Below are 23,625 nucleotides of genomic sequence, written 5' to 3'. Positions count from 1 at the left end.
TGTCTAAAAAAATGTCACGTCTGTTTAAACCTTTTATTTAATCGTGCGTTGATAATATAGTAAGTAAGGAATACTTACTGTATAAGCAATTACAAGCCCCTGTGGGCTTTGAACATAACTCTAAAGTTGGCATAGGTTATGAAAACCTGTGAGTTTTTTAACTCGCAGGTTTATTTTTTTAATGACGGGCTTTGCTGGGAACCAGCGCAGGAATAACTATTGAGCCGCCGTTGCGTCGCACACTTCGACAGTGGTAAGCAGATTTAGCCGAGCACTTTTTCCATCCCCACGCTGCGGCTTCCTTTTACCAGGATATGAGCGCCCTCGTAACGCTGCTGTTCCAGCCATTTACGGGCCTCTTCCGCAGTTTCAAAATAAATGTAGGGGTGGTTCACCCGGGCAAATTCTTTTCCTACCAGCACTACCGCTTTCCAATGTCTTTGCTGCAACAGCTCCGCCAGCGCCTGGTGTTCTTTTTCACTGTCTTCCCCTAATTCCTTCATAGCGCCCAGCAACAATACTTTCTGCGCTGCGTCAAGCGCAGCGAAGTTTTCCACCGCCGCTTTCATGCTGGATGGGTTGGCGTTGTAGGCATCCATGATAAACGTATTGCCTCCCCGCTGCACGATCTGCGAACGGTTGTTGGAAGGCACATATCCTTCGATCGCTTTCCTGATGGCCTCTCCCGGCACTTTAAAATGCAACCCGATGGCAACGGCGGCCATTACATTGGGGAAGTTGTATTCGCCCACCAGCTGCGTGCGCACATGGCCGGCTTCCACCGCTTCCAGCTCCAGCAGCGCGGTTCCGGGGAAAGGCGCGCCCGCGTAATCCGCTTCGCCCCGCCCGTAGGTGATAATATTATCAATGCCCTTGCTCATGTCTACGAGGTAGGGATAATCTTTGCAAACGAACACCGTTCCGCCGTTCTCCCGCAGGTGGTCGTACAGCTCGCCCTTGGCCAGGCGCACGCCTTCTTCGCTGCCGAACCCTTCCAGGTGCGCCTTCCCGATATTGGTGATGAGGCCGTGCGTGGGCAGGGCCACTTTGCAATACCCGGCTATTTCCCCGCGGTGGTTGGCGCCCATTTCTATCACCGCCATTTCCGCGTTCAGCGGGATGCTGAGTATAGTGAGCGGTACGCCGATATGATTATTGAGGTTCCCCTCGGTGGCATGCGTGCGGAAGGCGGCGCCCAAAACGGTGCGCACCATTTCTTTCGTAGTGGTTTTCCCGTTAGTGCCGGTAATGCCGATAAAGGGTATCTGCAACTGCCGGCGGTGATGCCGCGCAAGGTCCTGCAAGGCAGCGAGCACGTCGGGCACCAGCATCATTTTTTCAGGCTGTGTATGATATGCCGGATCGTCCACCACGGCAAGGCTGGCCCCGGCGTCCAGCGCGGTTGCGGCGTATTCGTTGCCGTTGAAGTTAGGCCCGCGGAGGGCGAAGAAAATATCGCCCGCGCGCAGCTTGCGGGTATCCGTTTGTACGCTCGGGTGCTGAAGGTAATGCCGGTAAAGCTGTTCGGTGTTCAAAGCACAAAGATTTGGTGCAAAAATAAGGAATGGAAGCCCTCATTTTGTTTATTATCTTTCGGAGGAAGGCAACCTATGCTCTATACGTGCCGTATAAAAACCTATGTAAGCCCATTTAACACGAACTCACAAGACTATGCAACGATTATTGAACAACCTGATTTTCCTCGCCGCCTGCGGATTGGCGGCCTGTACCTCAGAGCAGGCGCCGGAACCGGAAACACCATCGGCCTGCGCCAGCGTAGACATTAAAAGCGCACGCGTGTATACCATCATCCAGCAGAACTGCACCAACCGGAGCTGCCACCCGGGATCAGGCTCGCCGCTGCTGGCCGATTTCTCGACGCTGGCAAAATTAAAAAGTTACATCACCACCAACGGCGCATCCTGGACAGCACGCGTTACCGGCCAGAATGCCGATATGCCGCAAAGCATGTCCTTCCCGCCGCTGCCCCGCGCCGTGCGCGATTCCATCGCCTGCTGGGTGAGCAATGGCATGCCGGATTGATCACCTGTTAAAATTTTTTATGAAAAAGCTCGTCATTATATGTTGCCTTCTCTGTAGCTGCCTGTGCGGTTTTGCGCAGAACATACAATCATGCCGCAACGTGATGTTCCGCTTCTATTCCAGCGCGCCGCTGGAAGACATAGAAGCGAAGACCACGCAGGGCGTTTCCGCCATCAATACCGCTACCAGGGCCATTTATTTCAAGGTGCCCATCAATACCTTCCAGTTTAAGAAAAAGCTGATGCAGGAGCATTTTAACGAAAACTACCTGGAAAGCGACAAGTTCCCGCATGCCGAATTTAAAGGCAAGGTGCTGGAAAACCCGGACCTGACGAAGGATGGCGTGTACCCGGTGACCGTGGAGGGCAGCCTGCAGATACATGGTGTTACCAAAACGTACAAAGAGAAGGGAACGCTTACCGTGCAGAACGGCAAACTGGCTGCCAGCGCCAAATTCAACGTGCGCGTGGCGGACCATAACATCAAGATCCCCAGCCTGGTGGTGAAGAACGTGGCCGAGGTGGTGGAAGTAACGCTGGAAGCGGCCTACCAACCGGCAAGCCAGAACCAATAAACAGAAACAAAAAATAACAAACCAACGATATGTTGAAACTCCGCATGTTACCTGTTCTGCTGCTGGCGGCGCCCGCCGCGATGGCGCAGGACGACCTGGGCGAAATGTTCGGGAAGGATTCCGTTCGCCGCGACCCTGTGATCGCCACTTTTAAAAGTACCCGCATCATCAACGGGCAGAGCAACGAAACGCTCTCCAAAGGCGACCTGGATTTCCGCGTGGCGCACCGCTTTGGCGATCTGGGCGGCTCCGGCGGCGGCAGCAGCACCTTTTTCGGGCTGGACAATTCAACGGACATCCGCATCGCTTTTGAATACGGCATTACAGACCGCCTCACCGCGGGCGTCAGCCGCACCAAGGGCAGCGGGAACTTTTCCCAGATGTACGAAGTGCTGGGCAAGTTCAAAGTGCTGCAGCAAACCATGGATAACCGTATACCCGTAGGCGTTACCGTGTTTGGCAACGCGGTGGTGACCGGCATGAAAAGCAGCCCGGAAAAAAGCGATGTGAATTATTTCGATAAATTCAGCAGCCGCCTGAGCTACACGGCCCAGGCCATTATCTCCCGCAAGTTCGGCGACTTTATGTCGCTGGCGCTGCTGCCCACTTACGTGCACCGCAACCGCGTGGGTTATAAGGATATGAACAATATGTTCGCCATGGGCGTGGGCGGCCGTTTACGGTTTTCCAAGCGGATGGCGCTGGTGGTTGATTATTTCGTGCCTTTCCGCGACGAAGAAAGCAAGGATTATTACAAATCCCGGGGCATAGAGTTCTACAACTCGCTGGGCGTAGGGGTGGAGATCGAAACGGGCGGCCACGTGTTCCATATGAATTTCACGAACTCCACGGCCGTGCTGGAAAACCAGTTCATCCCCGAAACCGTCACCACCTGGACGCAGGGCCAGTTCAGATGGGGCTTTAATATTTCGAGGAGGTTTTCGCTGGGGAAATAACCTGCTGTGATCTTTACCGGAGTTTTCGAAGGGCTTGGCCTTTTGCGGGCCACCCATGGAAAATAATTTTCCCCCATTTAGCTGAAATACCTGTGCCAACTGGGTTTCAACCGTAACTGCAAAGCCGGCCCGGCGCCGGCACGTTGCAGTTACGGGTATTTTTGACCGCGAAAGTTCCCGGCTGAAAGGCCGGCGACTGTCATCAAGGGGCCGGCGGTTTCATGATGAGCGGCCCGCTGCTGCTGCTTTTCCGGCTGTGGCGGCCGTGTTTCATTTTCCATTAAATTGCGGCCATGGAAACGCTTCATTGCCGGATCAGGGAAAATTCGAAAGTGGCCCGCCTGGCTGCCTGGAAGATGGGCAGCAGCAATATCGCCATCGTTTTCGGGCGGGTGATACACCTGCATGGGGTAAGCCGGGCCGAATTTCTCCGGAACACCCGCTGGGTGCGGCATGAAGTGCGGCATGTACGCCAGTACCGTGAATATGGTTTCTGGGGCTTTTTGCGGCGTTACCTGGCGGACTGGATGCGGTTCGGGTACTACGACATTCCCTTCGAGAAGGCCGCCAGGCTTGCAGAGCACAACGTCCGCGAGCTGGATGGTGTGGAAATAACCTAAAGATTCGTTAAAACCCCCGGGGTATGATAAAAAAATGTTGCAACGTGGGTATTTTCCTTATTTTTACGTTAAAGGTTGATCATATGGTCAAGAAGGTCACAGAAGGAATCACGATCAGCGTGGAAACGTTCTATCAGCCGGATTACTCCAATCCGATAGGAAGTGAGTTCATGTTTGCATACCGCATCACCATTGAAAATAACAACACATTTCCGATAAAATTGCTCCGCCGCCACTGGTATATCATCGATTCCAACGGCTCTCACCGTGAAGTGGAAGGGGAAGGAGTGGTAGGCGTACAGCCGCTGCTGGCGCCCAATGAAAGCTATCAGTACGTTTCCGGTTCCAACCTCCGCACGGAGATCGGTAAAATGTACGGTACTTACCAGATGGAAAACCAGCTCAATAAAAAGCTGTTCGACGTGAAGATCCCCGAATTCCAGATGGTGGTTCCGTTCAAAATGAACTAATATACGGCGCTCCGCCGCCCATACCGGCTTCCCGGCCCGGTTATATTTCCCTGTACTGTTTTTATCCAGCTCAAGGTTCAGATATCATTTCCCCTTTACGGCCTGTACTTCGCTTTATTGAAGATCGTCATCACATCTTTTGTTGCCATCAGCTGCTCCAGCGATACCTCCGGGTTCCTGCGCATGTAAGCCTGCACAATGCGGTAGCCTGTATAAGCGCCTATCTGTCCCGGCGCGCCCGCGGGCATGCCTTGCGTGGAAGGGCCTTCGCCGGTATACCGCATAATGTCCTGCCAATCCGTAGTATAGAGCAGCTTATTCTGCACAAAATACTGCCATATCATTTCCTCGTTCTCCTTACAAAAATCCAGCTGCTCTTTCGTATAGCCGAGCCTCACTTCCTCCGGCGTTTCAGGTAAGACTTTTTCCAGGAAATACTGTTGCCTGCCCAGGTCTATGAGGTTCGCGACCAGCTGCGAGCCTTCTTCGTGCGGGGGGTAAAGGTCCTGCTGCACCACCTTCATCACGTTCACCGGGATGTATTCCGGCGTGAACTTCCGCACGAGGTAAGCCGGGTAATCGGGCAGCATGCCATAGATCGGGAAATCCGCACCCATATGCATATCCAGCCCGATGCCAACGGTAGAGTCCACCGTTACCGCGCCGTAATTGGCGATCGCAGAAATAAAGGTCACCACTTTGGGTGCGTTGAACCTGGTGACATAATATTTCGTAAGCCTGAAAGCCTGCGTCAGCTCAGCTTCCAGCGGTTCGATATTACTGAAGTGCGCTTCCACCGAATCCTGCAAAGCCCTGAAATCCTTATTGGCCAGGAAATTGCGCACCTGCACGGGCATCAGCCGGTTAGTATCGGCCAGCGGGCCGAAGTTGAGCACCTGTGAAAAATAGGCGGGGGCGAAGTGAGGATAGGCTTTTTCCAGCAATTTTAAGCCTGCGGGCACGTTATTGGTATCGATACGGAAAAATTCTTTGTCGAACCGCTGGATAGTAACATCTACAGGTATGTGGCTCACATCAGGAACATTCTTCCCGCCGCCGCATCCTGAAATTATCCAGGCCGTCAGGAATAAGGTGAACAGGAAATATTTATTCTTATAATTTTGCATCGCCTAATAAAACTTTAGAAATGGTAAAAATATTGCATAACAACCTATTCCCGAAATCTTTGCTGCTTGTTTGTTCGCTGCTGATCTTTTCCGCCGTGCAGGCGCAAACCCTGAGCAATTCCCTGTCTGAAAGAACAGGCCGTAAAATGCGCCTCGGCTTCAAGCTGGACCCCGGCGCCTCGTTCCTGAAAGCGCAAGACAACGGCGTGGAGCGCAACAGCGGCCGTTTTTATTTCAGCTACGGCATCCTGGCAGACTTCTTCCTGGACGAAAGTGGCAATTACGCCATCGGCTCCGGCCTCCAGATCAGCCACATGGGCAGCGTGATGCAGTACAACACCGGCATCGGGCTGGATGATTATAACGCGGCCGCCTCCGAATACGATATCCGCCTCCAGTACATCGAAGTGCCGGTGACCCTCAAGCTGCGTACGGATACAGACCAGGGTGTGGGTATCTGGGGCCAGTTCGGCGGTTTCACAGGCATTCCCATCAGGGGCAGGGCCAATGTGATCAGCGGGCAGCAGAAGTTCGACAAGGTGAATATCTTCAAAGACATCAATCCCCTTACAGCCGGGCTGATACTGGGCGGCGGCATAGATTACCCCCTCACCCAAACCCTCACCGGCACACTGGGCGTGATCTACCAGAACAACTTCATAGACGTGACCCGCAACAGCAAGTGGGACGATGGCCGCATCAATACCAACAACTTCGTTGTGCGCCTCGGGGTTTATTTTTAAACCATCGATTAGGCGTACCTTTGCAGCAGAAAAAAAGGAACGGATGAACATCTTTTTAGCCCAGCAGAACTATCATATCGGGAATTTCGAAGCCAACACCGCCAAGATCATCCATGCGATCAAAGAAGCAGAGCAGCAGGGGGCAGACCTGGTGGTATTTTCAGAACTTTGCGTTTGCGGTTATCCCCCGAGGGATTTCCTGGAGTTTGAAGATTTCATTGCCCGCAGCTATGCGGCCATCGACGAGATAAAAGCCCACACCCACCGCACGGCCGTGCTGGTAGGCGCTCCGCACCGGAACCCCAATATCGAAGGGAAAGACCTTTTCAACGCGGCCTGGTTCCTGTACGAAGGCAAAGTGCAGCAGGTGATCCATAAAACGCTGCTGCCTACCTACGATGTGTTCGACGAGCACCGCTATTTCGAGCCCGGCTATGAATGGCAGGTGATCCCCTTCAAAGGAAAAAAACTGGCCGTTACCGTTTGCGAGGATATCTGGAACCTGGGAGACAACCCGCTTTACCGCGTTTGCCCCATGGACCGGCTGATGGCGCAGGAACCCGATGTGATGATCAACCTGTCCGCCTCTCCCTTCGATTACAACCACGACGAGAGCCGCCGGGAGATCATCCGCGCCAATGTGCTCAAATACCGCCTGCCTATGTACTACTGCAATACCGTGGGCTCGCAGACCGAGATCGTGTTCGACGGCGGTTCCATGGTGTTTGATGCAGACGGCAATATCGCGCTGCAAATGCCTTTCTTCGAAGAGGCCATGGGTAGTTTTTCGCTCGATAAGCTGCCTAAGGCAAAAGCCACCGGCAGTGCCACGCCGAAAGCCGTTGCCCTCGAAGAGCTGGAATTTGACCATAACATCCATCGCATACACGACGCCATCGTGCTGGGCATCCGCGATTATTTCGGGAAGATGGGCTTCAAACAGGCCATCCTCGGCTCTTCCGGCGGTATAGACAGCGCCGTTACCCTGGCCCTGGCCGTGGAAGCCCTGGGCAAGGAGAACGTGCGAGCCATCCTGATGCCTTCCCCTTATTCCACCGAACATTCCGTGGACGATGCCGTGCAGCTCTCCCGCAACCTGGAGAATCCGTACGACGTGATCCGCATCAACAATATTTATGAGTGTTTCCTCGATACGCTGGACCCCTTCTTCCACGGCCTTCCCTTTAACGTGGCCGAAGAGAACACCCAGAGCCGCATCCGCGGCAACCTGCTGATGGCGCTGAGCAACAAGTTCGGCTACATCCTGCTGAATACCTCCAACAAAAGCGAGCTGAGCACCGGCTACGGCACGCTGTACGGCGATATGGCCGGCGGCCTTTCTGTGCTGGGAGACGTGTACAAGATGCAGGTATATGCCCTTGCGCGTTACATCAACCGCGACCGGGAGATCATTCCTTACAACATCATCGACAAAGCCCCTTCCGCGGAGCTGCGGCCCAACCAGAAAGACAGCGACAGCCTGCCCGATTACGCCGTGCTGGACAGGATACTCTACCAGTACATCGAGCGCACCCAGGGCCCGAGAGAGATCATTGCCCGCGGTTATGACGCAGCGCTGGTGGCCCGTACGCTGAAAATGGTGAACACCAACGAATACAAGCGGAACCAGTTCTGCCCCATCATCCGCGTATCGTCCAAAGCCTTTGGCGTGGGCCGCAGGGTGCCAATTGTAGGGAAATATTTGAGTTAAGGGAGAACCCCGTTATCTTTGTCGAAATTCAAGAGCAATACATGTTACAGGTACAATTTATTCGTCAGAACAAGGAACTGGTACTGGAAAGGCTGGCTGTAAAGCATTTTAAAGAGCCCGGTATCGTGGATGAAGTGCTGGCGCTGGACGACCGGCGGAAGAAACTTACATTGGAGTATGATGAAACGCAGGCGAAAGTAAATTCGGCCTCAAAAGAGATCGGCAAGCTGATGGCTTCGGGCGACAAAGCGGGCGCGGAAGCGCGCAAGCAGGACGTTGCCGCCTTCAAACAGGCCCTTGGCCCGATCGATGAATCGCTCAGGGAAACGGAAAAACAACTGCACGATACGCTCGTTAAGCTGCCCAACCTGCCCGGCGCCAATGTGCCTGCCGGTAAAACCCCGGAAGACAACGTGGAAGTGCGCAGCGGCGGCGCCAAGCCCACGCTGGCAGAAGGCTCCGTGCCTCACTGGGACCTGGCGAAGAAATATGACCTCATTGATTTTGAGCTGGGAAATAAGATCACCGGCAGCGGTTTTCCCGTGTATAAAAACAAGGGCGCCCGCCTGCAACGCGCGCTGATCAGCTACTTCCTGGACTTCAATACCGCCAACGGCTATACGGAAGTGCTGCCGCCCTATATGGTCAACGAAGCCTCCGCCTACGGCACCGGCCAGCTGCCGGATAAAGAAGGGCAGATGTACTTTGTGACCGAAGACAACTTTTACCTCATACCCACCGCGGAAGTGCCGGTAACCAACATTTACCGCGACGAGATACTGAAGGAAAGCGAGCTGCCCGTGCGGATGACCGCCTACACGCCCTGCTTCCGCCGCGAAGCCGGTTCCTATGGCAAAGATGTGCGCGGCCTGAACCGCCTTCACCAGTTCGAAAAAGTGGAGCTGGTACAGCTGGTGCAGCCTGAGAAATCATATGCCGTACTGCAGGAAATGGTGGAGCACGTGGAAAAGCTGCTCATCTCCCTGAACCTGCCCTACCGCATCCTGAACCTTTGCGGCGGCGATATGAGCTTTACTTCCGCGCAGACCTACGATTTTGAAGTATGGTCCGCCGCGCAGGAAAAGTGGCTGGAGGTAAGCTCTGTGTCCAACTTCGAGAGCTACCAGACCAACCGGATGAAGATCAGGTATAAGGACGAGAACGGGAAGAACCAGCTGCTGCATTCCCTGAACGGCAGCTCACTGGCGCTGCCCAGGATAGTGGCCTGTTTGCTGGAAAATAACCAGACGCCCGAAGGCATCATCCTGCCGGAAGCGCTGCGTTCTTATTTCGGCAGCGACAGGATCGCCTAAGCAACGTAATGCGTGTTAACAACGTATAAATTTTGAAAGCGTACGGTCATAACCGTACGCTTTTCTATTTTTTACGTTAATTTGTTCTCAGGTCTTAAAATGCAAATTATGAAAACACTAATCCAGTTTTGTCTGATCGCGGTAGTGCTTTACGGATGTGCCGGTGGCTTGAATCCTAAAGACACGGCAGCGGTGGAAGCAGCTTTCTCGAAGTATGAGGAGTCGGACGGCAAGGCCATTTTCAAGGAAAAATGCGCCAAATGCCATGGCTATCGCCTTCCCGAGACCCGTACCGGCGAAAGATGGCCGAGAATCATAGACAGGATGGCCCCCAAAGCAAAGCTCACCGAGGACCAGAAAGCCGCCGTGCTTGCTTTTGTGACCAAACACGCAAAAGCGTCCTGAGTATTTGTTCAAACGAATTACAATCAAAACGGCGGCTCAAGGGCCGCTTTTTTTATATTTGTGATCATGCGTCATTTTCTTCCAAACGGTCAGCAGCTTGTTATCCGCCAGCCCGGCATTGCCGACGCGGCCGGGTGCCTGGCCTGTTTCCAGCAGTTTACGAAGGAAACGGACTTCCTGCTTTTCACCCACGAAGAAGCCATGAAGATGGACGTTGCGGAAGAAGAGGCGTTCATCCGCTCCTACCTGGAGCGTCCTGAGAACCTTTTACTGGTGGCTGATGTGGAAGGGGAGATCGCAGGTATTTTCAGCCTTAACCGGAGCCGTTTCAAAAAACAATATCACATGGCGCTGATGGGCCTGGCCGTGCTGCATAAGTACTGGAACATGGGCATCGGACGGCGTATGCTCACCGCGGGCATCCGCTGGGCAGAGCAGCACCCGCAGCTTACCACCATTCATTTCGAAGTGCTGGCCACCAACGAAAGAGCCATACAGCTGTACCGCAATTTCAATTTCATTGAACATGGCCGCATCCCCAAAGGTATCCGCCAGCCTAACGGTGAATGGGTGGACCTGGTGGTGATGTCCAAAAACCTGAAAACCGCATAACCTATGAACCTTTACCAGGGCTATTATACTTACGATTCGCCTGATAACGTGCAGGCCGCTGAAGTGAGCCTGAAAAAAGACAGGATCGAGATACATATCAGGGACGCGCACGGCAACCCGCGCCAGGTGCACTGGTACTGGTACAATGTAAGGCAGGGCAAAGAAACGGCGGGCGGCATGGAATTGCATCATGTGGGGCTTCCCCAGCAAACGCTCCGCGTATCTTCCAATGAATTTGCAGACATCGCGGAAAAGAAATTACGGCAGAAAGGCCGCACGTTCCCTACCGCCGCAGCCGTATTCCTCACCACAGGCGCTGCGATCATCGGCCTGCTGGCGCTGGCGTATTTCTGGTTTATCCCGTTCCTGGCGGGCCGTGTAGCCAAATCGATGCCGGTGGAATATGAAGTGAAAATGGGGAATGAAGCGTATAACTCGCTGATCAAAGAATACAAGGTGCTGCCGGAGAAAACAGAGCTGGTGAACAGGTTCTTCAAAGAGCTGGGCATCCGGACCCAATACCCGGTACAGATCACGGTGGTAGACGAAAAACAGACCAATGCCTTTGCCGTGCCCGGCGGCCACATCGTGGTGTTCAGCGGCCTGCTCGATAAAATGCAGCGGCCCGAAGAGCTGGCGGCCCTTCTGGCTCACGAATTTTCGCATGTGGAGCTGCGGCATACCACGCGCTCGCTGATGCAAAGCCTGGGCACGTATATGGCCGTGAGCCTCATTTTCGGTGACCTCACGGGCGTTGGGGCGGTGCTGGTGGAAAATGCGAATACGCTGAAGAACCTCGAATATTCCCGCAAGCTGGAAAAAGAAGCGGACCTGAACGGGCTGAAGCTGCTGGAAGCGCGGCACATCAATCCCGAAGGTTACATATGGCTCTTCGGCATACTCAAACAAGATGGAGGGGCTGCGCCTTCAGAATGGCTGAGCAGTCACCCGGACCTGGATAACCGCGCGGCATATGTGAAAAAGGAAATGAAAGCGGGGCAGCCCGCGGCCTTGCCCGCCGCTTTGCAGGGCACCTGGAAACAAATCAAGGCCGACTATTGACAGGCGTTGTAAAAATTCCGAAATTTAAACCGGGAGAACTAGCTTATGAACCGATACGACCGCCAGATCAGGCTGGCAGGATTTGGCCCTGAGAAGCAGGAATTATTGCGCAACGCCGCCATCCTGGTGGTGGGCGCCGGCGGGCTGGGCGTGCCGGTGCTGCAATACCTTACCGCCATGGGCGCAGGCCGTATCGGGATCGCTGAAGAAGATACCATTTCCATCACCAACCTGCAACGCCAGGTGCTCTACAATACGGCTGACGAAGGCCGGTCCAAGCTGCAAACCGCCATCGAAAGGCTGCAGCAGCTCAATCCTGAAGTACAGTTCGCTCCCCACCGTTCATTCCTGAACACTTCCAATGCGCTTGAGATCATTGCGCAATACGATGTGGTGATTGATTGTACGGACAACTTCGGCACGCGGTACCTTATCAACGATGCCTGCGTGATACTGGGCAAACCCTTTGTATCCGGCGCTATTTACCAGTACGAAGGGCAGGTGAGCGTATTCAACTACAACGGCAGCGCCACTTACCGCTGCCTGTTCCCCGAGCCCGGCGATGCGCCGGACTGCAATGCCATCGGCGTGCTGGGCGTGCTTCCCGGCATTATAGGCAGCTATCAGGCCAGCGAGGCCGTGAAAGTGATCTGCGGCATCGGCGAGCCGCTGGCCAATCAACTGCTTACGATCAATATCCTCGACAATACGCACCAGGTATTCTCTTTCCAGACGGACCCTGCCAACCACAACATCACCCGGTTGCAGGAAACCTACGGCGACCAGGTCTGCGACCCCGTGCTCATGCAATTCCTCACCGTAAAGGAGCTGAGCCGCTGGCTGGAAGAAGGCGAGGATTTCCAGCTGATAGACGTGCGGGAAAAAGAAGAATGGGATATCTGCCGCATCGACGGCGCGCTGCATATCCCCATGCGGCGGATAGACGCATCCATCCCCGGCCTGTCCAAAGAAACCCCCGTTGCCGTGATCTGCCACCATGGGATGCGGAGCAAAGCCGTGGCGGAACATCTTCTCAAATCAGGCTTCCAGCAGGTATATAACGTTACGGGCGGCATTCATGCCTGGGCGGAGGAAATAGACGATACCATGCAGATGTACTGACCCGCTTTCCAACGGATTTAACAACCAGGCTGGATTTATATTAACCGGATTTCCTTCCGTGGCTTGAATTTTGCGGAAATTTCCGGAAAGGCGCCAGCATCGTTAAACTATGTCTTTAAATAGCCGTCTTACTTACTCAAAATTTTTAACATATGGCTGTTGTTCCCGAACAAATTCAATTACAACACCTGGGCTGGAGGGCGGGCTTTGGGGAAAACCCCGCCGTGATCCGCTCATGGGCGAAGAAGCGGAGAAAGGAAGTGGTGCGCAAGGTGATCCTTGGCCCCAGCGCGGCCCCGGAATCCATTAAAGTAGTGGATGAGACCGACCTGCCTGATTACCGCCGCCAGCGGAATATGGGCGCGGAAGAACGCAAAGCCGTTCAGAAAATGAATGTGGACGGCATTAAAGACCTCAACGTGATGTGGACGCATGCCATGATCAACAGCGGTCATCCCCTGCAGGAAAAGATGGCGCTGTTCTGGCACGGCCATTTCGCCTGCCGCACGCAGAACGTGCTGTTCAACCAGCAACTGCTGCAGGTGATCCGGCAGCACGGCCTCAGCAACTTCGGCACGCTGCTCACAGAAGTCTCCAAATCCCCCGCCATGCTGGGTTTCCTCAACAACCAGCAGAACAGGAAACAACGCCCCAACGAAAACTTTGCCCGCGAAGTGATGGAACTGTTCACACTCGGCCGCGGCAACTATACCGAAAAAGATATTAAAGAGGCCGCCCGCGCCTTTACCGGCTGGGGGTACGATGAAATGGGGCAGTTCAGTTTCAGGAAGAACCTGCACGATACCGGCAGCAAAACCGTGCTTGGCAAAACCGGCATGTTCGACGGGGACGACGTGATAAAAATACTGCTGGAACAGAAACAGACGGCGCGTTACATCACCGCGAAGATCTACCGCTACTTTGTGAACGAAACAGAGGATGATGCGCGCATCGACCAGCTGGCAGCGAAATTCTATCAATCCAATTACGACCTCCGGGAACTGATGCAGGAAATATTCATGGCAGACTGGTTCTACGAGGAAAAAAATATCGGCGCCCGGATCAAGAGCCCGGTGGAACTGATCGTGGGCCTGCGCCGGTCCATTCCCATGCAGTTTGAGCAGGAAGAAGCCATGCTCGTGTTCCAGCGGGTGATGGGGCAAACATTGTTCTACCCGCCGAACGTAGCCGGATGGCCGGGAGGCCGCAGCTGGATAGACAGCTCCAGCCTGATGTTCCGCATGCGCGTGCCGCAGATCATTTTGTATTCGCAGGAATTCAATATCCGCCCCAAAGAGATCACCCCTGAAATGGGCGAAGGGCAGAATTACAAAATGACGATGCAGGTGAACGAATTCCTGAAAAAACAATACGCGCGCAGGGTGAACGCAAACGTGGATTGGGCGCCGTTCCTGGACGATTTTAAAGACACGCCCCGCGAAAAGCTGGCAGACGCGATCGCTTCTTCGCTGCTGATGCGCAACAGCGGTATCGACAAACAATTATTGGAAAAATATTCAGATAACTCTTCCCGTGAAAATTACATCAAGACCGTAACGATCGATGTAATGAGCACGCCGGAGTATCAATTGTGTTAATCATAATCCAACGAATTATGCATATCAACAGACGCCGGTTCTTACAGGTAGGTTCACTTGCTTCGGCCAGCCTTATGCTGCCGAAATTCCTGAAAGCGATGGAGCAGGGGCAGCTGGTGCCGCCAGGCAATAAAGTTTTGGTGGTGGTACAGCTCTCCGGCGGCAACGACGGCCTGAATACCGTGATCCCTTACCGCAATGATATTTATTACAAGCTCCGCCCTTCCCTCGGCATCAAAAGGGAAGCCGCGTTGTCGCTCACGGATGAGCTGGGTATACATCCCGCGCTGAAAAGCTTCAAATCGCTCTACGACGATGGTTCGCTCGGGATCCTGAACAGCGTGGGGTATCCCAATCCCGACCGTTCGCACTTCCGTTCCATGGATATCTGGCAAAGCGCCAGCGACTCCCGCGATTACTGGGGCACCGGCTGGCTGGGCCGCTATCTCGACGCGCAATGCAAAGGCTGCGATAAACCCACCCAGGCCCTCGAAATAGACGATACCCTCAGCCTCGCGCTGAAGGGAGATGCGGTGAAAGGCCTCGCGCTGACCGATCCGCAGCGCCTCTTCGGCGCCAGCAACGACAAATACTTCAAGGAACTGCTGGCCAAACAAAAGCACGACGACGAGCATCACAACGTGGATTACCTGTACAAGACCATGGCCGAAACGATCTCTTCCGCATCGTATATCCAGCAGCAGTACAAAACATTCAAGAGCAGGGAACAATATCCCGGTACGGAACTGGGCCGCAATATGAAAACGATCGCGGAGCTGATCATGACGGACATTAATACCAGCGTGTATTACGTAAGCCACGGCAGCTTCGATACGCACGTGGGCCAGCAGGGCCAGCAGCAGCGCCTTTTCGAGCAGCTGAGCGACGCCCTGGGCTCCTTTACCACCGACCTGAAAAAGAATAACCGCTTCCAGGACGTGCTGGTGATGACCTTCTCCGAATTCGGGCGGCGCGTGGGCCAGAACGCCAGCGGCGGCACGGATCACGGCACGGCGAACAACATGTTCCTGATCGGCGGCGGCTTGCAGCAGAAAGGCATTCTCAACGAAAGCCCCGACCTGGCGAACCTCAACGAAGGCGACCTGCAGTATAAAGTGGATTTCAAGAACGTGTACGCCACCCTGCTGAAGAAGTGGCTGGGTGCGGACGACCAGGCGATACTGCAAAAACAGTACGAACACCTAAACTTCATCTAGTATTGAAAAACCTCAGAGATATCAAAGCCATCCCGACTCCGGGATGGCTTTTTGTTTTATGTGTTATTTCCCCGTGCCCAGCGCATTATCATACGCCGCTTTGGCGATCCGTGCAATCACTTTCTCCCGCGTAGCTTCATCTGCATGGGAAAGGGATACAAATACCGCGATGGCGAGCTTCTGCCCGTTGGGAAGGATAATGATGCCCACATCATTGGTGGCTGCAGCCAGGCCGTCGGGCGTTACGCCGGAGGTACCGGTTTTGTGGATCACCTGTAATTCCTCCGGCAGCAGCCCGCGGATGCGGTTCGGGCCTGTGCTGGTTTCGAGCATGGTTTTCCAGAGGAAGTCGTTGCTGGTTTTGGACAGGGCTGTGCCTTTGTTCAGTATGTCCAGCAGCTGGATGTACGCAGAAGGCCGGGCCCAGTTGGTGAACTGAACCTCCCAGGCGGCGGCCATTTTTTTCTCGCTGGCCACGATCGCGATATCGGTTACGCCGAGGCCGTGAATGTAGTCGTTCGCCACCGCTTCGCCGCCGATGAGGTCGAGCAGCAGGTCGCAGGCCACGTTGTCGCTGGCGGACACCATCAGGCTGACCAGGCGGCTCAGCGGTACGTTCACATTCCCGTTGGGGATAGAATCGCGCAGGGGGCTGTGTGTTTTGTAATACCATTTTTTATCGACGAACACGGGCTGGTCCAGCTTCAGCTTGCCCTCATCCACCTGTTTCAGCACGGCCATGGCAATGGGGAATTTGTAAGCGCTCTGCATCGGGAAATGTGCGGTATCGTTCAGCGTCAGCGTATCGCGCGTGTCCAGGTTCTGGATCGCCACGCCCACTTTGCCATCCGTTTGGGTGACAATACTGTCGATCGTTTTGCGGAGCTGTGCGTTTTTGTCTGTTGCGGTTTGGGTACTGTCTGCGGCCTGCTGGTTCCGGTTTGCGGGGGAGGAGCAGGCGGCCAGGGCCAGGCAGGCTGCTGCGGCTAAGCATAAAACTTTCATGGAATGTTGGATTAGAGGAACGAATGTAGGGCATATCCTGAAACCGGTTTTATGTCAATTTGGCAAGTTTTCCGGGTGGCTTGTTTTTGGTAGGGTGAAGGGGAAAGAAGGAGGTTATATGGATGCTTATTCCCAGATCATCCATCACGCGGTGGAAGCCGCCGGCAGGTCAGTCGTAAAAATAGAGCGGCTGGATGCCAACCGGAAAGTGACCGGCACCGGATCGGGATTCTTCTTCTCGTCCGACGGTTATCTTTTCACCAACTCTCATGTAGTGCACAAAGGGAGTTATTTCAACGTGATGTTACACGACGGAAGCGTTTACCCTGCTACCCTTACGGGCGAAGATCCCGATACGGATATTGCCATACTGAAGTCGAGCGCATATGATTTTCAGCCTGCCCAGCTGGGGCGTGCCGAAGATCTGCAGATCGGCCAGCTGGTGATCGCGATCGGCAACCCGATGGGGTTCCAGCATACCGTTACCGCCGGCGTGGTGAGCGCTTTAGGGCGTTCGCTGCGCAGTGAGACCGGCCGGCAGATAGACGGCCTGATCCAGACGGACGCGGCGCTGAACCCGGGTAATTCCGGCGGCCCGCTGATAGATTACAAGGGAGAAGTGGTAGGAGTGAACACTGCCATGATCCGCGGCGCGCAGGGCCTCTGTTTCGCCATCAGCATAGATACTGCGAGAATGATAGCGGCGGAGCTGATGAAGAACGGCAGGGTGAGCCGCGCTTACCTGGGCCTGAGCCTGCAGCAGGTTACCCTGGTGCCCAAGCTGAGAAGCGGGCTGGAGCTGAAGAACAAAAGCGCGCTGTTCGTAACCGGCGTTGAAAGCGGCAGCCCCGCGGGCAAAGCGGGCATTACCGACGGCGATATCGTTGTGTCTTTCAACGACACGCCGGTGGAAACCTCGGATGCGCTTTTCCGCCAGCTGGACCGCGATAAGATCGGGCAGTTCCAGTTCATCAGGGTTATCCGGCAGAACAGGCTGGTGGAAATGAGGATCACGCCGGCTGAGAAGATCGCCGTGTAACGCATGATGCATGAAAATAAAGGAGGCGCCGGTTAAGCGCCTCCTTTATTTTTTATGTTTTTTACTGCAGGCAGCCGCTAGGGCGCTTTCTGGTACTTCATCTTGAAATACCCGTCAGAAATGATCCTGATAGAACCATCATCCATACTCACCATGGCCCCTGAAAAGCTGGCGCTGATCACGGAATCTTTCATATCCAGCACCTGCACGGTGAGACTGCCGTAATCTTCATCGGCTGTGAGCAGCTCAAAGTCAGGGAACATTTCCATGGCAAAGAGGTTGCCGGGCGTGTTGTTGGTATATGTACGGCCGGGCTTCAGCTCCGCTTCAGGAGAAGAAAGGCGGATATTGACCACATCGCGGTTATAGGTATAACCGGTGATGAGCATCGTGGCATGGTCGTTCGTCGGGTCGGCGTCCGTCGTGTTGCCGGGCATATAATATGCGCGGTTGGATTGTTCGGAAAGGGCCACTTTCCCGTCCATTTTAAAGGAAATGAACCTGCGTTTAGGTTCCACTTCCGACTGTTCCTTCCCCTGGCAGGCCGCCAGCATTACCATGGCAGCCAAAGCAGCTAAACAGGAGCGTTTTGAGGGCATAGGTGTTATTATTTTTAAGTTTTTACAGTTTGTCCATGGATTCCTGTTTCTGCCGCCCGATGCGGTACAGGGTATAACCCATTATAGCAAAAAAGAGCACGCCCAGCAATTGGTAACCGCCGCCGCCCATGATTGCCGAAAGACCATGCTCCGCATTCACTTTGGCAAGGCCGGAGGCTACGTTTTCATTGACGGACAGCACCGCCACGATCACGCCGGCTACGGCGCCGCCCGCTACCAGGCCGGTTGCGAAGAGGTTGCCTTTGCCCAGCTCTTCTTCCTCCGCGGTCAGCTTAACGCCCGAGCGTTTCTGTTTCCATTCCACCAGCCCGCGGATGGCACCGCCGATAAAGATAGGCAATGTAGTGGAAAGAGGGAGGTATGCACCCACTGCAAATGACAAAGATTTAACCCCGCAAAGTTCCAGCGTAATGGCGATGAACACGCCCACCAGCACAAACTGCCAATCCAGGTTAAAAGACAGGATGCCTTTAATAAGAGTGGCCATGAGCGTGCCTTGCGGGGCCGGGTATGCTTCTGTGCCAATGGCATGCTGGATGCCCCTGGAGGCCATTTCCGCGGTTGGCGTATCCAGTATATGCACAGTCCAGCCGATCACGAGCGAAGATACGATGGCGCCTGCAAATAACGCGATCTGCTGGTTGCGCGGGGTAGCGCCCACAATGTAGCCTGATTTCAGATCCTGTGAGGTAGCGCCCGCATTTGCCGCCGCGATGCAGATCATGCCGCCTACCACCAGGGCCATGGGCTCGTAGGTTTTACCCGTCCAGCCAATGGCGATAAAGATGAGGCAGGTACCCATGATCGTGGCGATGGTCATGCCGGAGATCGGGTTGTTGCTGCTGCCGATAAGGCCTACGATGCGGCTGCTCACGGTCACGAAGAACGCGCCGAAGATCACGACCAGTAAGCCTATCAGCAGTTTATTCCCTATAGAGCCGCCGGGCAGCTGCGGGAGGAAGGCCATCAGCAGCACAAGTACGATGCTGCCTACGATCACGAATTTGAAGGAAATATCTTTTTCAGTCCTGGGAACGGCGGTGGTGCCGCCTTTTTCTTTCAGCGAGCCCATACTGTCTTTGAAAGAAGAAATGATGGTCGGGATGGTTTTCAGCAGGGTGATAAAACCGCCCGCCGCTACTGCGCCTGCACCGATCTGCTTCACGTATGCCTGGTAAATGGCTGCGGAATAATCGGAGAAAGTACGGGTAACGGGATCCCAGGCGCCGCTGCCACCGCTTGTTTCCAGGCTGGCCAGCAGGCCCAGCTTCACGAGCTGCGTGGCAATCACTTCACCGGGAATGAGCGAGGCAAGCAGGGGGATCAGGCAGAGCCAGGCCAGCACGCCGCCCGCTACCAGTACCCCGGCTATCCTGGGACCGATAATGTAACCTACGCCCAGGTATTCAGGAGTGATCTCGCCGCTGATCTTGGCTGAGGGAAATATCTTGTTCGCCTGGCGGGTCATGAAGGTAGGTACTTCGGCTATCACATGGAGCACCTTTTGCAGCAAGGCATAAGCCAGCGCAAAGCCCAGGCCGAGGAAAGCCGTTTTGGCAAATTCGCCGCCTTTTTCACCGGCCTTCAGTACAGAGCCGCAGGCTGTTCCTTCAGGGTAGGGAAGCGTATCGTGCTCCTTTACGATCAGCGAGCGCCTTAAAGGTATCATCATCAGCGTGCCGAGGATACCGCCGAATATGGCCAGTATCAGGATCGTCATATAATCAAAGAAGGACTCCCCACCGCTGCCTTCGGACAGGAAGAGGAACCCCGGCAGGGTGAACACCACGCCCGCGGCGATGGATTCCCCGGCGCTTCCGGTAGTTTGTATAATGTTGTTCTCCAGGATGGTGGTCTTAAAGAACCGCCGCCCCAGCGTAATGGCGATCACGGCGATAGGAATGGACGCGGATACGGTCAAGCCTGCCTTCAGGGCCAGGTATACGGTGGCTGCGCCAAAGATCACACCCGCAATGCATCCCAGCAGGATGCTCTTGAGGGTCAGCTCTTTCATCGTCATCTCAGGCGCAACAAAAGGTTTGAATTTGTTTTCAGACATAAGCAGTGTTGTAATTGGGTATCCTAAATATAGTGATTTTCTATTGTGCGTAAATAAAAAAGCATGCAGACCTTATGACCTGCATGCTTTTTGGGACGGTACACATTATTGGGCATTCATCATCTTCTGGAGCTGTTTGGTAAGGGCAAACAGGATCAGTGAGGCGATGCCCGCCATAGCTACAAAAAGCATGAAAAATTCATAGTTGTTGCTCATGCGGTAACCGAGGAACACGGTGGTTTTGCCATCCGGGTACAGCGCGCTCAGCTCGCCGGCGAGCTTGTTGGCGAGCGCGTTGGCCAGGAACCATACCGCCATTAGCAGTGAGGCGAACTTAATGGGGGCCAGTTTGTTCACCAGGGCAAGGCCTATCGGAGAAAGGCAAAGCTCGCCCCAGGTGTGCAGAGCATACATGCCGATCAGGTACATCATTGTCACTTTGACGCCTGGCGCTACATCTTTCACGCCGAAGGCGATCACGAGGTAACCCACCGCCAGCATCATGAGGCCAATGGCCATTTTCGTAGGGGAAGCCGGTTCGTATTTGCCCAGTTTCAGCCAGACGGCTGCAAATACCGGGGCGAACACCACTACGAAAATGGAATTCAGCGACTGGAAGGTACTGGCCGGTACTTCACCAAGAAAGATAGAGCGCTGGCCTTTTATCAGGAAGCCAATGTTCACATAGAGGAGATAAACCACACAGGCCGTCAGCAACGTGTAAATGATGATGCGGACGCCGGGAGGGTCGGTCTGCAGGTTCTTCCTTGCCCCGGAATAAGCCTTATACAGCAGATAAAGCAAAATGGCCGAAATCAGGGAAACCAGCCACACAGGGATGTTCCAGTTCAGCACCCGGTTCGTCTGCTCATCCGCAAAGAAGGTCAGCGAAGCGCCGGCCTGCTCGAAAGCTGCCCAGAAAAAGATCACGAAAAACGATACGATGAAGATCACCATCACCTTTTTTTTCTCTGCTTTGGTAAGCGTTTTATCGGTGAATACGAGGTAGACGATCACGATCACGGCAAGCAGCAGCAGATAAATGAGAAATGGTACCACCTTCGCATCCACATACAGCATACCGATCATAGCGGCGGACATAATAAACAGGCCGATATACACCAGTACGGCATTGCCTTGTTTCGCGCCTTCGGGCGGAGTGCCCAGAGGGGTACCGTCAGGTTTACGGATGTAATGGTCTTTCAGCCAGCGGAATACGATCACGCTCAGCAGCATGGCGATGCCCGCCGCGAGGAATGACCATTTGAAGTCCGCCGGGTTGCCGGTATCGCCTACAGCGCCGCAGATGGCGGGCCCCAAAGCGCCACCCACATTGATGCCCATGTAGAAAATAGTGTAAGCCGCATCGATCCTGCGGTCGCCGTCAGGGTACAGCTGGCCTACCATGGAAGAAATGTTGGGCTTGAAAAAGCCATTGCCCGTGATCATAAAGCCCAGGCCTGAAAAGAACAGGAAGGTGGATAGCTGCTGGGAAGTGTTGTACAGGGAGGCGCAGCCGAACAGCAGGAATTCGCCCAGCGCCATCAGCAGGCCGCCGATGATAATGGACCTGCGGTTGCCCCAGTACCGGTCTGCCACAAACCCGCCTATCAGCGGGGTGAGATAAACAAGGCTGGTATAACTGCCGTAAAGGCTGGAGGCGAAAGCCTTATCGAAAGCAAGCGCTTTGGTAAGAAAAAGTACAAGGATGGCCCTCATGCCATAATAGTTGAAACGCTCCCACATTTCTGTAGCGAACAACACATACAGTCCTTTCGGGTGGCCCACCTGAGTAGCCCGTTGATTCATAAATGGTCAGTTTAGATTTGCTGTTTTCTTGACGATAATACAGTTGCGTAATAAAAATAAGGCTGAAAGATAAAGAAAATCAGATATCCACATGAAAAAACCGGTTTTTTTGACCGTACTTTGCAAAAATTTTCCGCGGGTATTACATCACGTTCTACACCGGAGATTCCCCTCATTTTATTACGTTTCAATCCATTATGAACATTTTACTGTTAGGTAGCGGTGGCCGGGAACATGCCCTGGCCTGGAAAATGACACAAAGCCCGGCTTGCACGCAGCTGTTCATTGCCCCTGGCAATGCCGGCACGGCCCAGCATGGCACCAATGTGAACATCGGGGTGAGCGATTTTGCAGCGATCCGCAGCTTTTGCCTGAGCAATGAGATTGCCATGGTGGTGCCCGGTTCCGAAGAGCCGCTGGTGAACGGCATTTACGATTATTTCAAGCAGGATGAGGCTTTGCGGCACATCCCCGTGATAGGCCCTTCCCTGGAAGGAGCCAAACTGGAAGGCAGCAAGGCCTTCGCCAAGGAATTCATGCTCCGCCACAACATACCCACCGCGGCTTACCGCGAGTTCAGCGCAGACAACTTCGAAGAAGGCGTGGCTTACCTGCGCGGGCATTCACTGCCCATTGTGCTGAAGGCAGACGGGCTGGCGGCCGGCAAAGGCGTGGTGATCACCTCGGACCATGAAGAGGCGGTGAAGGAATTCGGCGAGATGATCAAATCCGCCAAGTTCGGCGACGCGGGCCGGAAAGTAGTGATAGAGCAGTTCCTCACCGGCATCGAATGCTCCGTGTTCGTGCTGACGGACGGGAAGAACTACCGCCTGCTGCCCGTGGCAAAGGATTACAAGCGCATCGGCGAAGGCGATACCGGTCTCAATACCGGGGGTATGGGCGCCGTGTCTCCCGTGCCTTTTGCAGACGGGGCTTTTATGAAACAGGTGGAAGAGCAGGTGATCCGCCCTACGGTGGAAGGCCTTGCGGCGGAGAACATCGTGTACCAGGGTTTCATCTTCTTCGGCCTTATCAGCGTGAACGGCGCTCCGTACGTGATAGAATACAACTGCCGCATGGGCGATCCTGAAACGGAAGTGGTGATGCCGCGCCTGCAGAACGACCTGCTGGAGCTGTTTGCAGCAGTACCGGGCCGGCAGCTGGACAAGCTGCAGATATATGAGGACCCCCGGGCAGCCACCACGGTTATGCTGGTGAGCGGCGGTTACCCCGAAGCATATGAGAAAGGGATGGAGATCACCGGCATACCGGCTCCGGCGAAGGACCAACTGGTGTTTCACGCGGGCACGAAATCCGACGGCGACAGGGTGTTGACGAACGGCGGCAGAGTGCTGGCAATCACATCTTTGGCAAGCGATTTGCAGCTTGCACTTGCCCATTCAAAACAGACGGCAGAGCGCATATCGTTCGGGGGTAAGTATTACAGGCGGGACATTGGCTATGAATTTGTTAATTAGGAGAATCTACGGGGTTCAGGCATAACGAAAATATGCATAAAG

22 protein-coding genes are annotated in these 23,625 nt (G+C 54.3%); 16 read left to right on the top strand and 6 right to left on the bottom strand.

Annotated elements, in window-relative coordinates; translation table 11 throughout:
* Positions 1–263 precede the first annotated feature (263 nt).
* On the bottom strand, positions 264–1,535 hold the full coding sequence (locus ACTJIK_RS00630; RefSeq protein WP_440644309.1) for a UDP-N-acetylmuramoyl-tripeptide--D-alanyl-D-alanine ligase: 1,272 nt from the start codon (positions 1,533–1,535) through the stop codon (positions 264–266).
* A gap of 136 nt (positions 1,536–1,671) precedes the next feature.
* Here ACTJIK_RS00630 and ACTJIK_RS00625 point away from each other — a divergent pair, with 136 nt between their 5' ends.
* From ACTJIK_RS00625 to apaG, 5 genes are all read left to right on the top strand, one after another.
* The gene (locus tag ACTJIK_RS00625; RefSeq protein WP_440644308.1) at positions 1,672–2,043 is read left to right on the top strand and encodes a hypothetical protein; all 372 of its coding nucleotides are present in this window, start codon (positions 1,672–1,674) and stop codon (positions 2,041–2,043) included.
* A 19-nt stretch (positions 2,044–2,062) separates the two neighbouring features.
* A complete protein-coding gene (locus ACTJIK_RS00620; protein WP_440644307.1) occupies positions 2,063–2,617 on the top strand; it encodes a YceI family protein in 555 nt (184 codons plus the stop codon).
* Between the two features lie 29 nt (positions 2,618–2,646).
* Positions 2,647–3,573: a DUF5777 family beta-barrel protein gene (locus ACTJIK_RS00615; RefSeq protein ID WP_440644306.1), complete on the top strand. Its 927-nt coding sequence runs from the start codon at positions 2,647–2,649 to the stop codon at positions 3,571–3,573.
* Between the two features lie 293 nt (positions 3,574–3,866).
* A complete protein-coding gene (locus ACTJIK_RS00610) occupies positions 3,867–4,193 on the top strand; it encodes a DUF4157 domain-containing protein (protein WP_440644305.1) in 327 nt (108 codons plus the stop codon).
* A gap of 83 nt (positions 4,194–4,276) precedes the next feature.
* Positions 4,277–4,663: a Co2+/Mg2+ efflux protein ApaG gene (gene apaG, locus ACTJIK_RS00605; RefSeq protein WP_120517400.1), complete on the top strand. Its 387-nt coding sequence runs from the start codon at positions 4,277–4,279 to the stop codon at positions 4,661–4,663.
* Between the two features lie 95 nt (positions 4,664–4,758).
* On the opposite strand, the gene ACTJIK_RS00600 is transcribed toward apaG, so the two are convergent.
* Positions 4,759–5,790 carry a hypothetical protein gene (locus tag ACTJIK_RS00600; RefSeq protein ID WP_440644304.1) on the bottom strand — a complete coding sequence of 344 codons (1,032 nt, stop codon included), beginning with the start codon at positions 5,788–5,790 and terminating at the stop codon, positions 4,759–4,761.
* Positions 5,791–5,810: 20 nt separating this feature from the next.
* On the opposite strand from ACTJIK_RS00600, the gene ACTJIK_RS00595 reads away from it, so the two are divergent.
* From ACTJIK_RS00595 to ACTJIK_RS00555, 9 genes are all read left to right on the top strand, one after another.
* Positions 5,811–6,533 carry a porin family protein gene (locus ACTJIK_RS00595; protein WP_440644303.1) on the top strand — a complete coding sequence of 241 codons (723 nt, stop codon included), beginning with the start codon at positions 5,811–5,813 and terminating at the stop codon, positions 6,531–6,533.
* 43 nt (positions 6,534–6,576) lie between these two features.
* Positions 6,577–8,244 carry an NAD+ synthase gene (locus ACTJIK_RS00590; protein WP_440644302.1) on the top strand — a complete coding sequence of 556 codons (1,668 nt, stop codon included), beginning with the start codon at positions 6,577–6,579 and terminating at the stop codon, positions 8,242–8,244.
* Between the two features lie 41 nt (positions 8,245–8,285).
* Positions 8,286–9,557 carry a serine--tRNA ligase gene (gene serS, locus ACTJIK_RS00585; RefSeq protein ID WP_440644301.1) on the top strand — a complete coding sequence of 424 codons (1,272 nt, stop codon included), beginning with the start codon at positions 8,286–8,288 and terminating at the stop codon, positions 9,555–9,557.
* 108 nt (positions 9,558–9,665) lie between these two features.
* Entirely contained in the window at positions 9,666–9,962 is a 297-nt protein-coding gene (locus tag ACTJIK_RS00580) for a hypothetical protein (RefSeq protein WP_440644300.1), read from the top strand.
* 66 nt (positions 9,963–10,028) lie between these two features.
* Entirely contained in the window at positions 10,029–10,574 is a 546-nt protein-coding gene (locus ACTJIK_RS00575) for an N-acetyltransferase family protein (RefSeq protein ID WP_440644299.1), read from the top strand.
* A 3-nt stretch (positions 10,575–10,577) separates the two neighbouring features.
* Complete coding sequence (locus tag ACTJIK_RS00570; protein ID WP_440644298.1) at positions 10,578–11,636, top strand: M48 family metallopeptidase; 1,059 nt, start codon at positions 10,578–10,580, stop codon at positions 11,634–11,636.
* Between the two features lie 45 nt (positions 11,637–11,681).
* Positions 11,682–12,758: a ThiF family adenylyltransferase gene (locus ACTJIK_RS00565; protein WP_440644297.1), complete on the top strand. Its 1,077-nt coding sequence runs from the start codon at positions 11,682–11,684 to the stop codon at positions 12,756–12,758.
* A 152-nt stretch (positions 12,759–12,910) separates the two neighbouring features.
* Positions 12,911–14,356: a DUF1800 domain-containing protein gene (locus tag ACTJIK_RS00560; protein WP_440644296.1), complete on the top strand. Its 1,446-nt coding sequence runs from the start codon at positions 12,911–12,913 to the stop codon at positions 14,354–14,356.
* A 17-nt stretch (positions 14,357–14,373) separates the two neighbouring features.
* Positions 14,374–15,573, top strand: coding sequence for a DUF1501 domain-containing protein (locus ACTJIK_RS00555; RefSeq protein ID WP_440644295.1), 1,200 nt, complete (start codon positions 14,374–14,376; stop codon positions 15,571–15,573).
* A gap of 63 nt (positions 15,574–15,636) precedes the next feature.
* Here ACTJIK_RS00555 and bla read toward each other — a convergent pair whose 3' ends face one another.
* Positions 15,637–16,578: a class A beta-lactamase, subclass A2 gene (bla, locus tag ACTJIK_RS00550; RefSeq protein WP_440644294.1), complete on the bottom strand. Its 942-nt coding sequence runs from the start codon at positions 16,576–16,578 to the stop codon at positions 15,637–15,639.
* Between the two features lie 118 nt (positions 16,579–16,696).
* Here bla and ACTJIK_RS00545 point away from each other — a divergent pair, with 118 nt between their 5' ends.
* On the top strand, positions 16,697–17,617 hold the full coding sequence (locus ACTJIK_RS00545) for a S1C family serine protease (protein ID WP_440644293.1): 921 nt from the start codon (positions 16,697–16,699) through the stop codon (positions 17,615–17,617).
* 77 nt (positions 17,618–17,694) lie between these two features.
* Here ACTJIK_RS00545 and ACTJIK_RS00540 read toward each other — a convergent pair whose 3' ends face one another.
* The 3 genes from ACTJIK_RS00540 to ACTJIK_RS00530 form a co-directional block, all read right to left on the bottom strand.
* Complete coding sequence (locus ACTJIK_RS00540) at positions 17,695–18,216, bottom strand: hypothetical protein (RefSeq protein WP_440644292.1); 522 nt, start codon at positions 18,214–18,216, stop codon at positions 17,695–17,697.
* A gap of 22 nt (positions 18,217–18,238) precedes the next feature.
* Complete coding sequence (locus ACTJIK_RS00535; protein ID WP_440644291.1) at positions 18,239–20,296, bottom strand: OPT family oligopeptide transporter; 2,058 nt, start codon at positions 20,294–20,296, stop codon at positions 18,239–18,241.
* A 105-nt stretch (positions 20,297–20,401) separates the two neighbouring features.
* Positions 20,402–22,105, bottom strand: coding sequence for a peptide MFS transporter (locus ACTJIK_RS00530; RefSeq protein WP_440644290.1), 1,704 nt, complete (start codon positions 22,103–22,105; stop codon positions 20,402–20,404).
* Positions 22,106–22,302: 197 nt separating this feature from the next.
* Here ACTJIK_RS00530 and purD point away from each other — a divergent pair, with 197 nt between their 5' ends.
* The gene (gene purD / locus ACTJIK_RS00525) at positions 22,303–23,583 is read left to right on the top strand and encodes a phosphoribosylamine--glycine ligase (protein ID WP_440644288.1); all 1,281 of its coding nucleotides are present in this window, start codon (positions 22,303–22,305) and stop codon (positions 23,581–23,583) included.
* The last annotated feature ends 42 nt before the right edge of the window (positions 23,584–23,625 follow it).

This window comes from Chitinophaga sp. 22620 (assembly GCF_052044405.1).
GTDB lineage: Bacteria > Bacteroidota > Bacteroidia > Chitinophagales > Chitinophagaceae > Chitinophaga.
Note: the sequence above shows the minus strand (reverse complement) of the source record. Positions and strands in the feature narration are given on the sequence as shown.

Coding starts and splice junctions, on each gene's coding strand:
- apaG (WP_120517400.1), top strand. CDS start 4,277: ATGGTCAAGAAGGTCACAGAAGGAATCACGATCAGCGTGGAAACGTTC.
- bla (WP_440644294.1), bottom strand. CDS start 16,578: ATGAAAGTTTTATGCTTAGCCGCAGCAGCCTGCCTGGCCCTGGCCGCC.
- ACTJIK_RS00620 (WP_440644307.1), top strand. CDS start 2,063: ATGAAAAAGCTCGTCATTATATGTTGCCTTCTCTGTAGCTGCCTGTGC.
- ACTJIK_RS00575 (WP_440644299.1), top strand. CDS start 10,029: ATGCGTCATTTTCTTCCAAACGGTCAGCAGCTTGTTATCCGCCAGCCC.
- ACTJIK_RS00545 (WP_440644293.1), top strand. CDS start 16,697: ATGGATGCTTATTCCCAGATCATCCATCACGCGGTGGAAGCCGCCGGC.
- ACTJIK_RS00570 (WP_440644298.1), top strand. CDS start 10,578: ATGAACCTTTACCAGGGCTATTATACTTACGATTCGCCTGATAACGTG.
- ACTJIK_RS00595 (WP_440644303.1), top strand. CDS start 5,811: ATGGTAAAAATATTGCATAACAACCTATTCCCGAAATCTTTGCTGCTT.
- ACTJIK_RS00540 (WP_440644292.1), bottom strand. CDS start 18,216: ATGCCCTCAAAACGCTCCTGTTTAGCTGCTTTGGCTGCCATGGTAATG.
- serS (WP_440644301.1), top strand. CDS start 8,286: ATGTTACAGGTACAATTTATTCGTCAGAACAAGGAACTGGTACTGGAA.
- ACTJIK_RS00555 (WP_440644295.1), top strand. CDS start 14,374: ATGCATATCAACAGACGCCGGTTCTTACAGGTAGGTTCACTTGCTTCG.
- ACTJIK_RS00565 (WP_440644297.1), top strand. CDS start 11,682: ATGAACCGATACGACCGCCAGATCAGGCTGGCAGGATTTGGCCCTGAG.
- purD (WP_440644288.1), top strand. CDS start 22,303: ATGAACATTTTACTGTTAGGTAGCGGTGGCCGGGAACATGCCCTGGCC.
- ACTJIK_RS00610 (WP_440644305.1), top strand. CDS start 3,867: ATGGAAACGCTTCATTGCCGGATCAGGGAAAATTCGAAAGTGGCCCGC.
- ACTJIK_RS00600 (WP_440644304.1), bottom strand. CDS start 5,790: ATGCAAAATTATAAGAATAAATATTTCCTGTTCACCTTATTCCTGACG.
- ACTJIK_RS00590 (WP_440644302.1), top strand. CDS start 6,577: ATGAACATCTTTTTAGCCCAGCAGAACTATCATATCGGGAATTTCGAA.
- ACTJIK_RS00625 (WP_440644308.1), top strand. CDS start 1,672: ATGCAACGATTATTGAACAACCTGATTTTCCTCGCCGCCTGCGGATTG.
- ACTJIK_RS00580 (WP_440644300.1), top strand. CDS start 9,666: ATGAAAACACTAATCCAGTTTTGTCTGATCGCGGTAGTGCTTTACGGA.
- ACTJIK_RS00530 (WP_440644290.1), bottom strand. CDS start 22,105: ATGAATCAACGGGCTACTCAGGTGGGCCACCCGAAAGGACTGTATGTG.
- ACTJIK_RS00560 (WP_440644296.1), top strand. CDS start 12,911: ATGGCTGTTGTTCCCGAACAAATTCAATTACAACACCTGGGCTGGAGG.
- ACTJIK_RS00615 (WP_440644306.1), top strand. CDS start 2,647: ATGTTGAAACTCCGCATGTTACCTGTTCTGCTGCTGGCGGCGCCCGCC.
- ACTJIK_RS00535 (WP_440644291.1), bottom strand. CDS start 20,296: ATGTCTGAAAACAAATTCAAACCTTTTGTTGCGCCTGAGATGACGATG.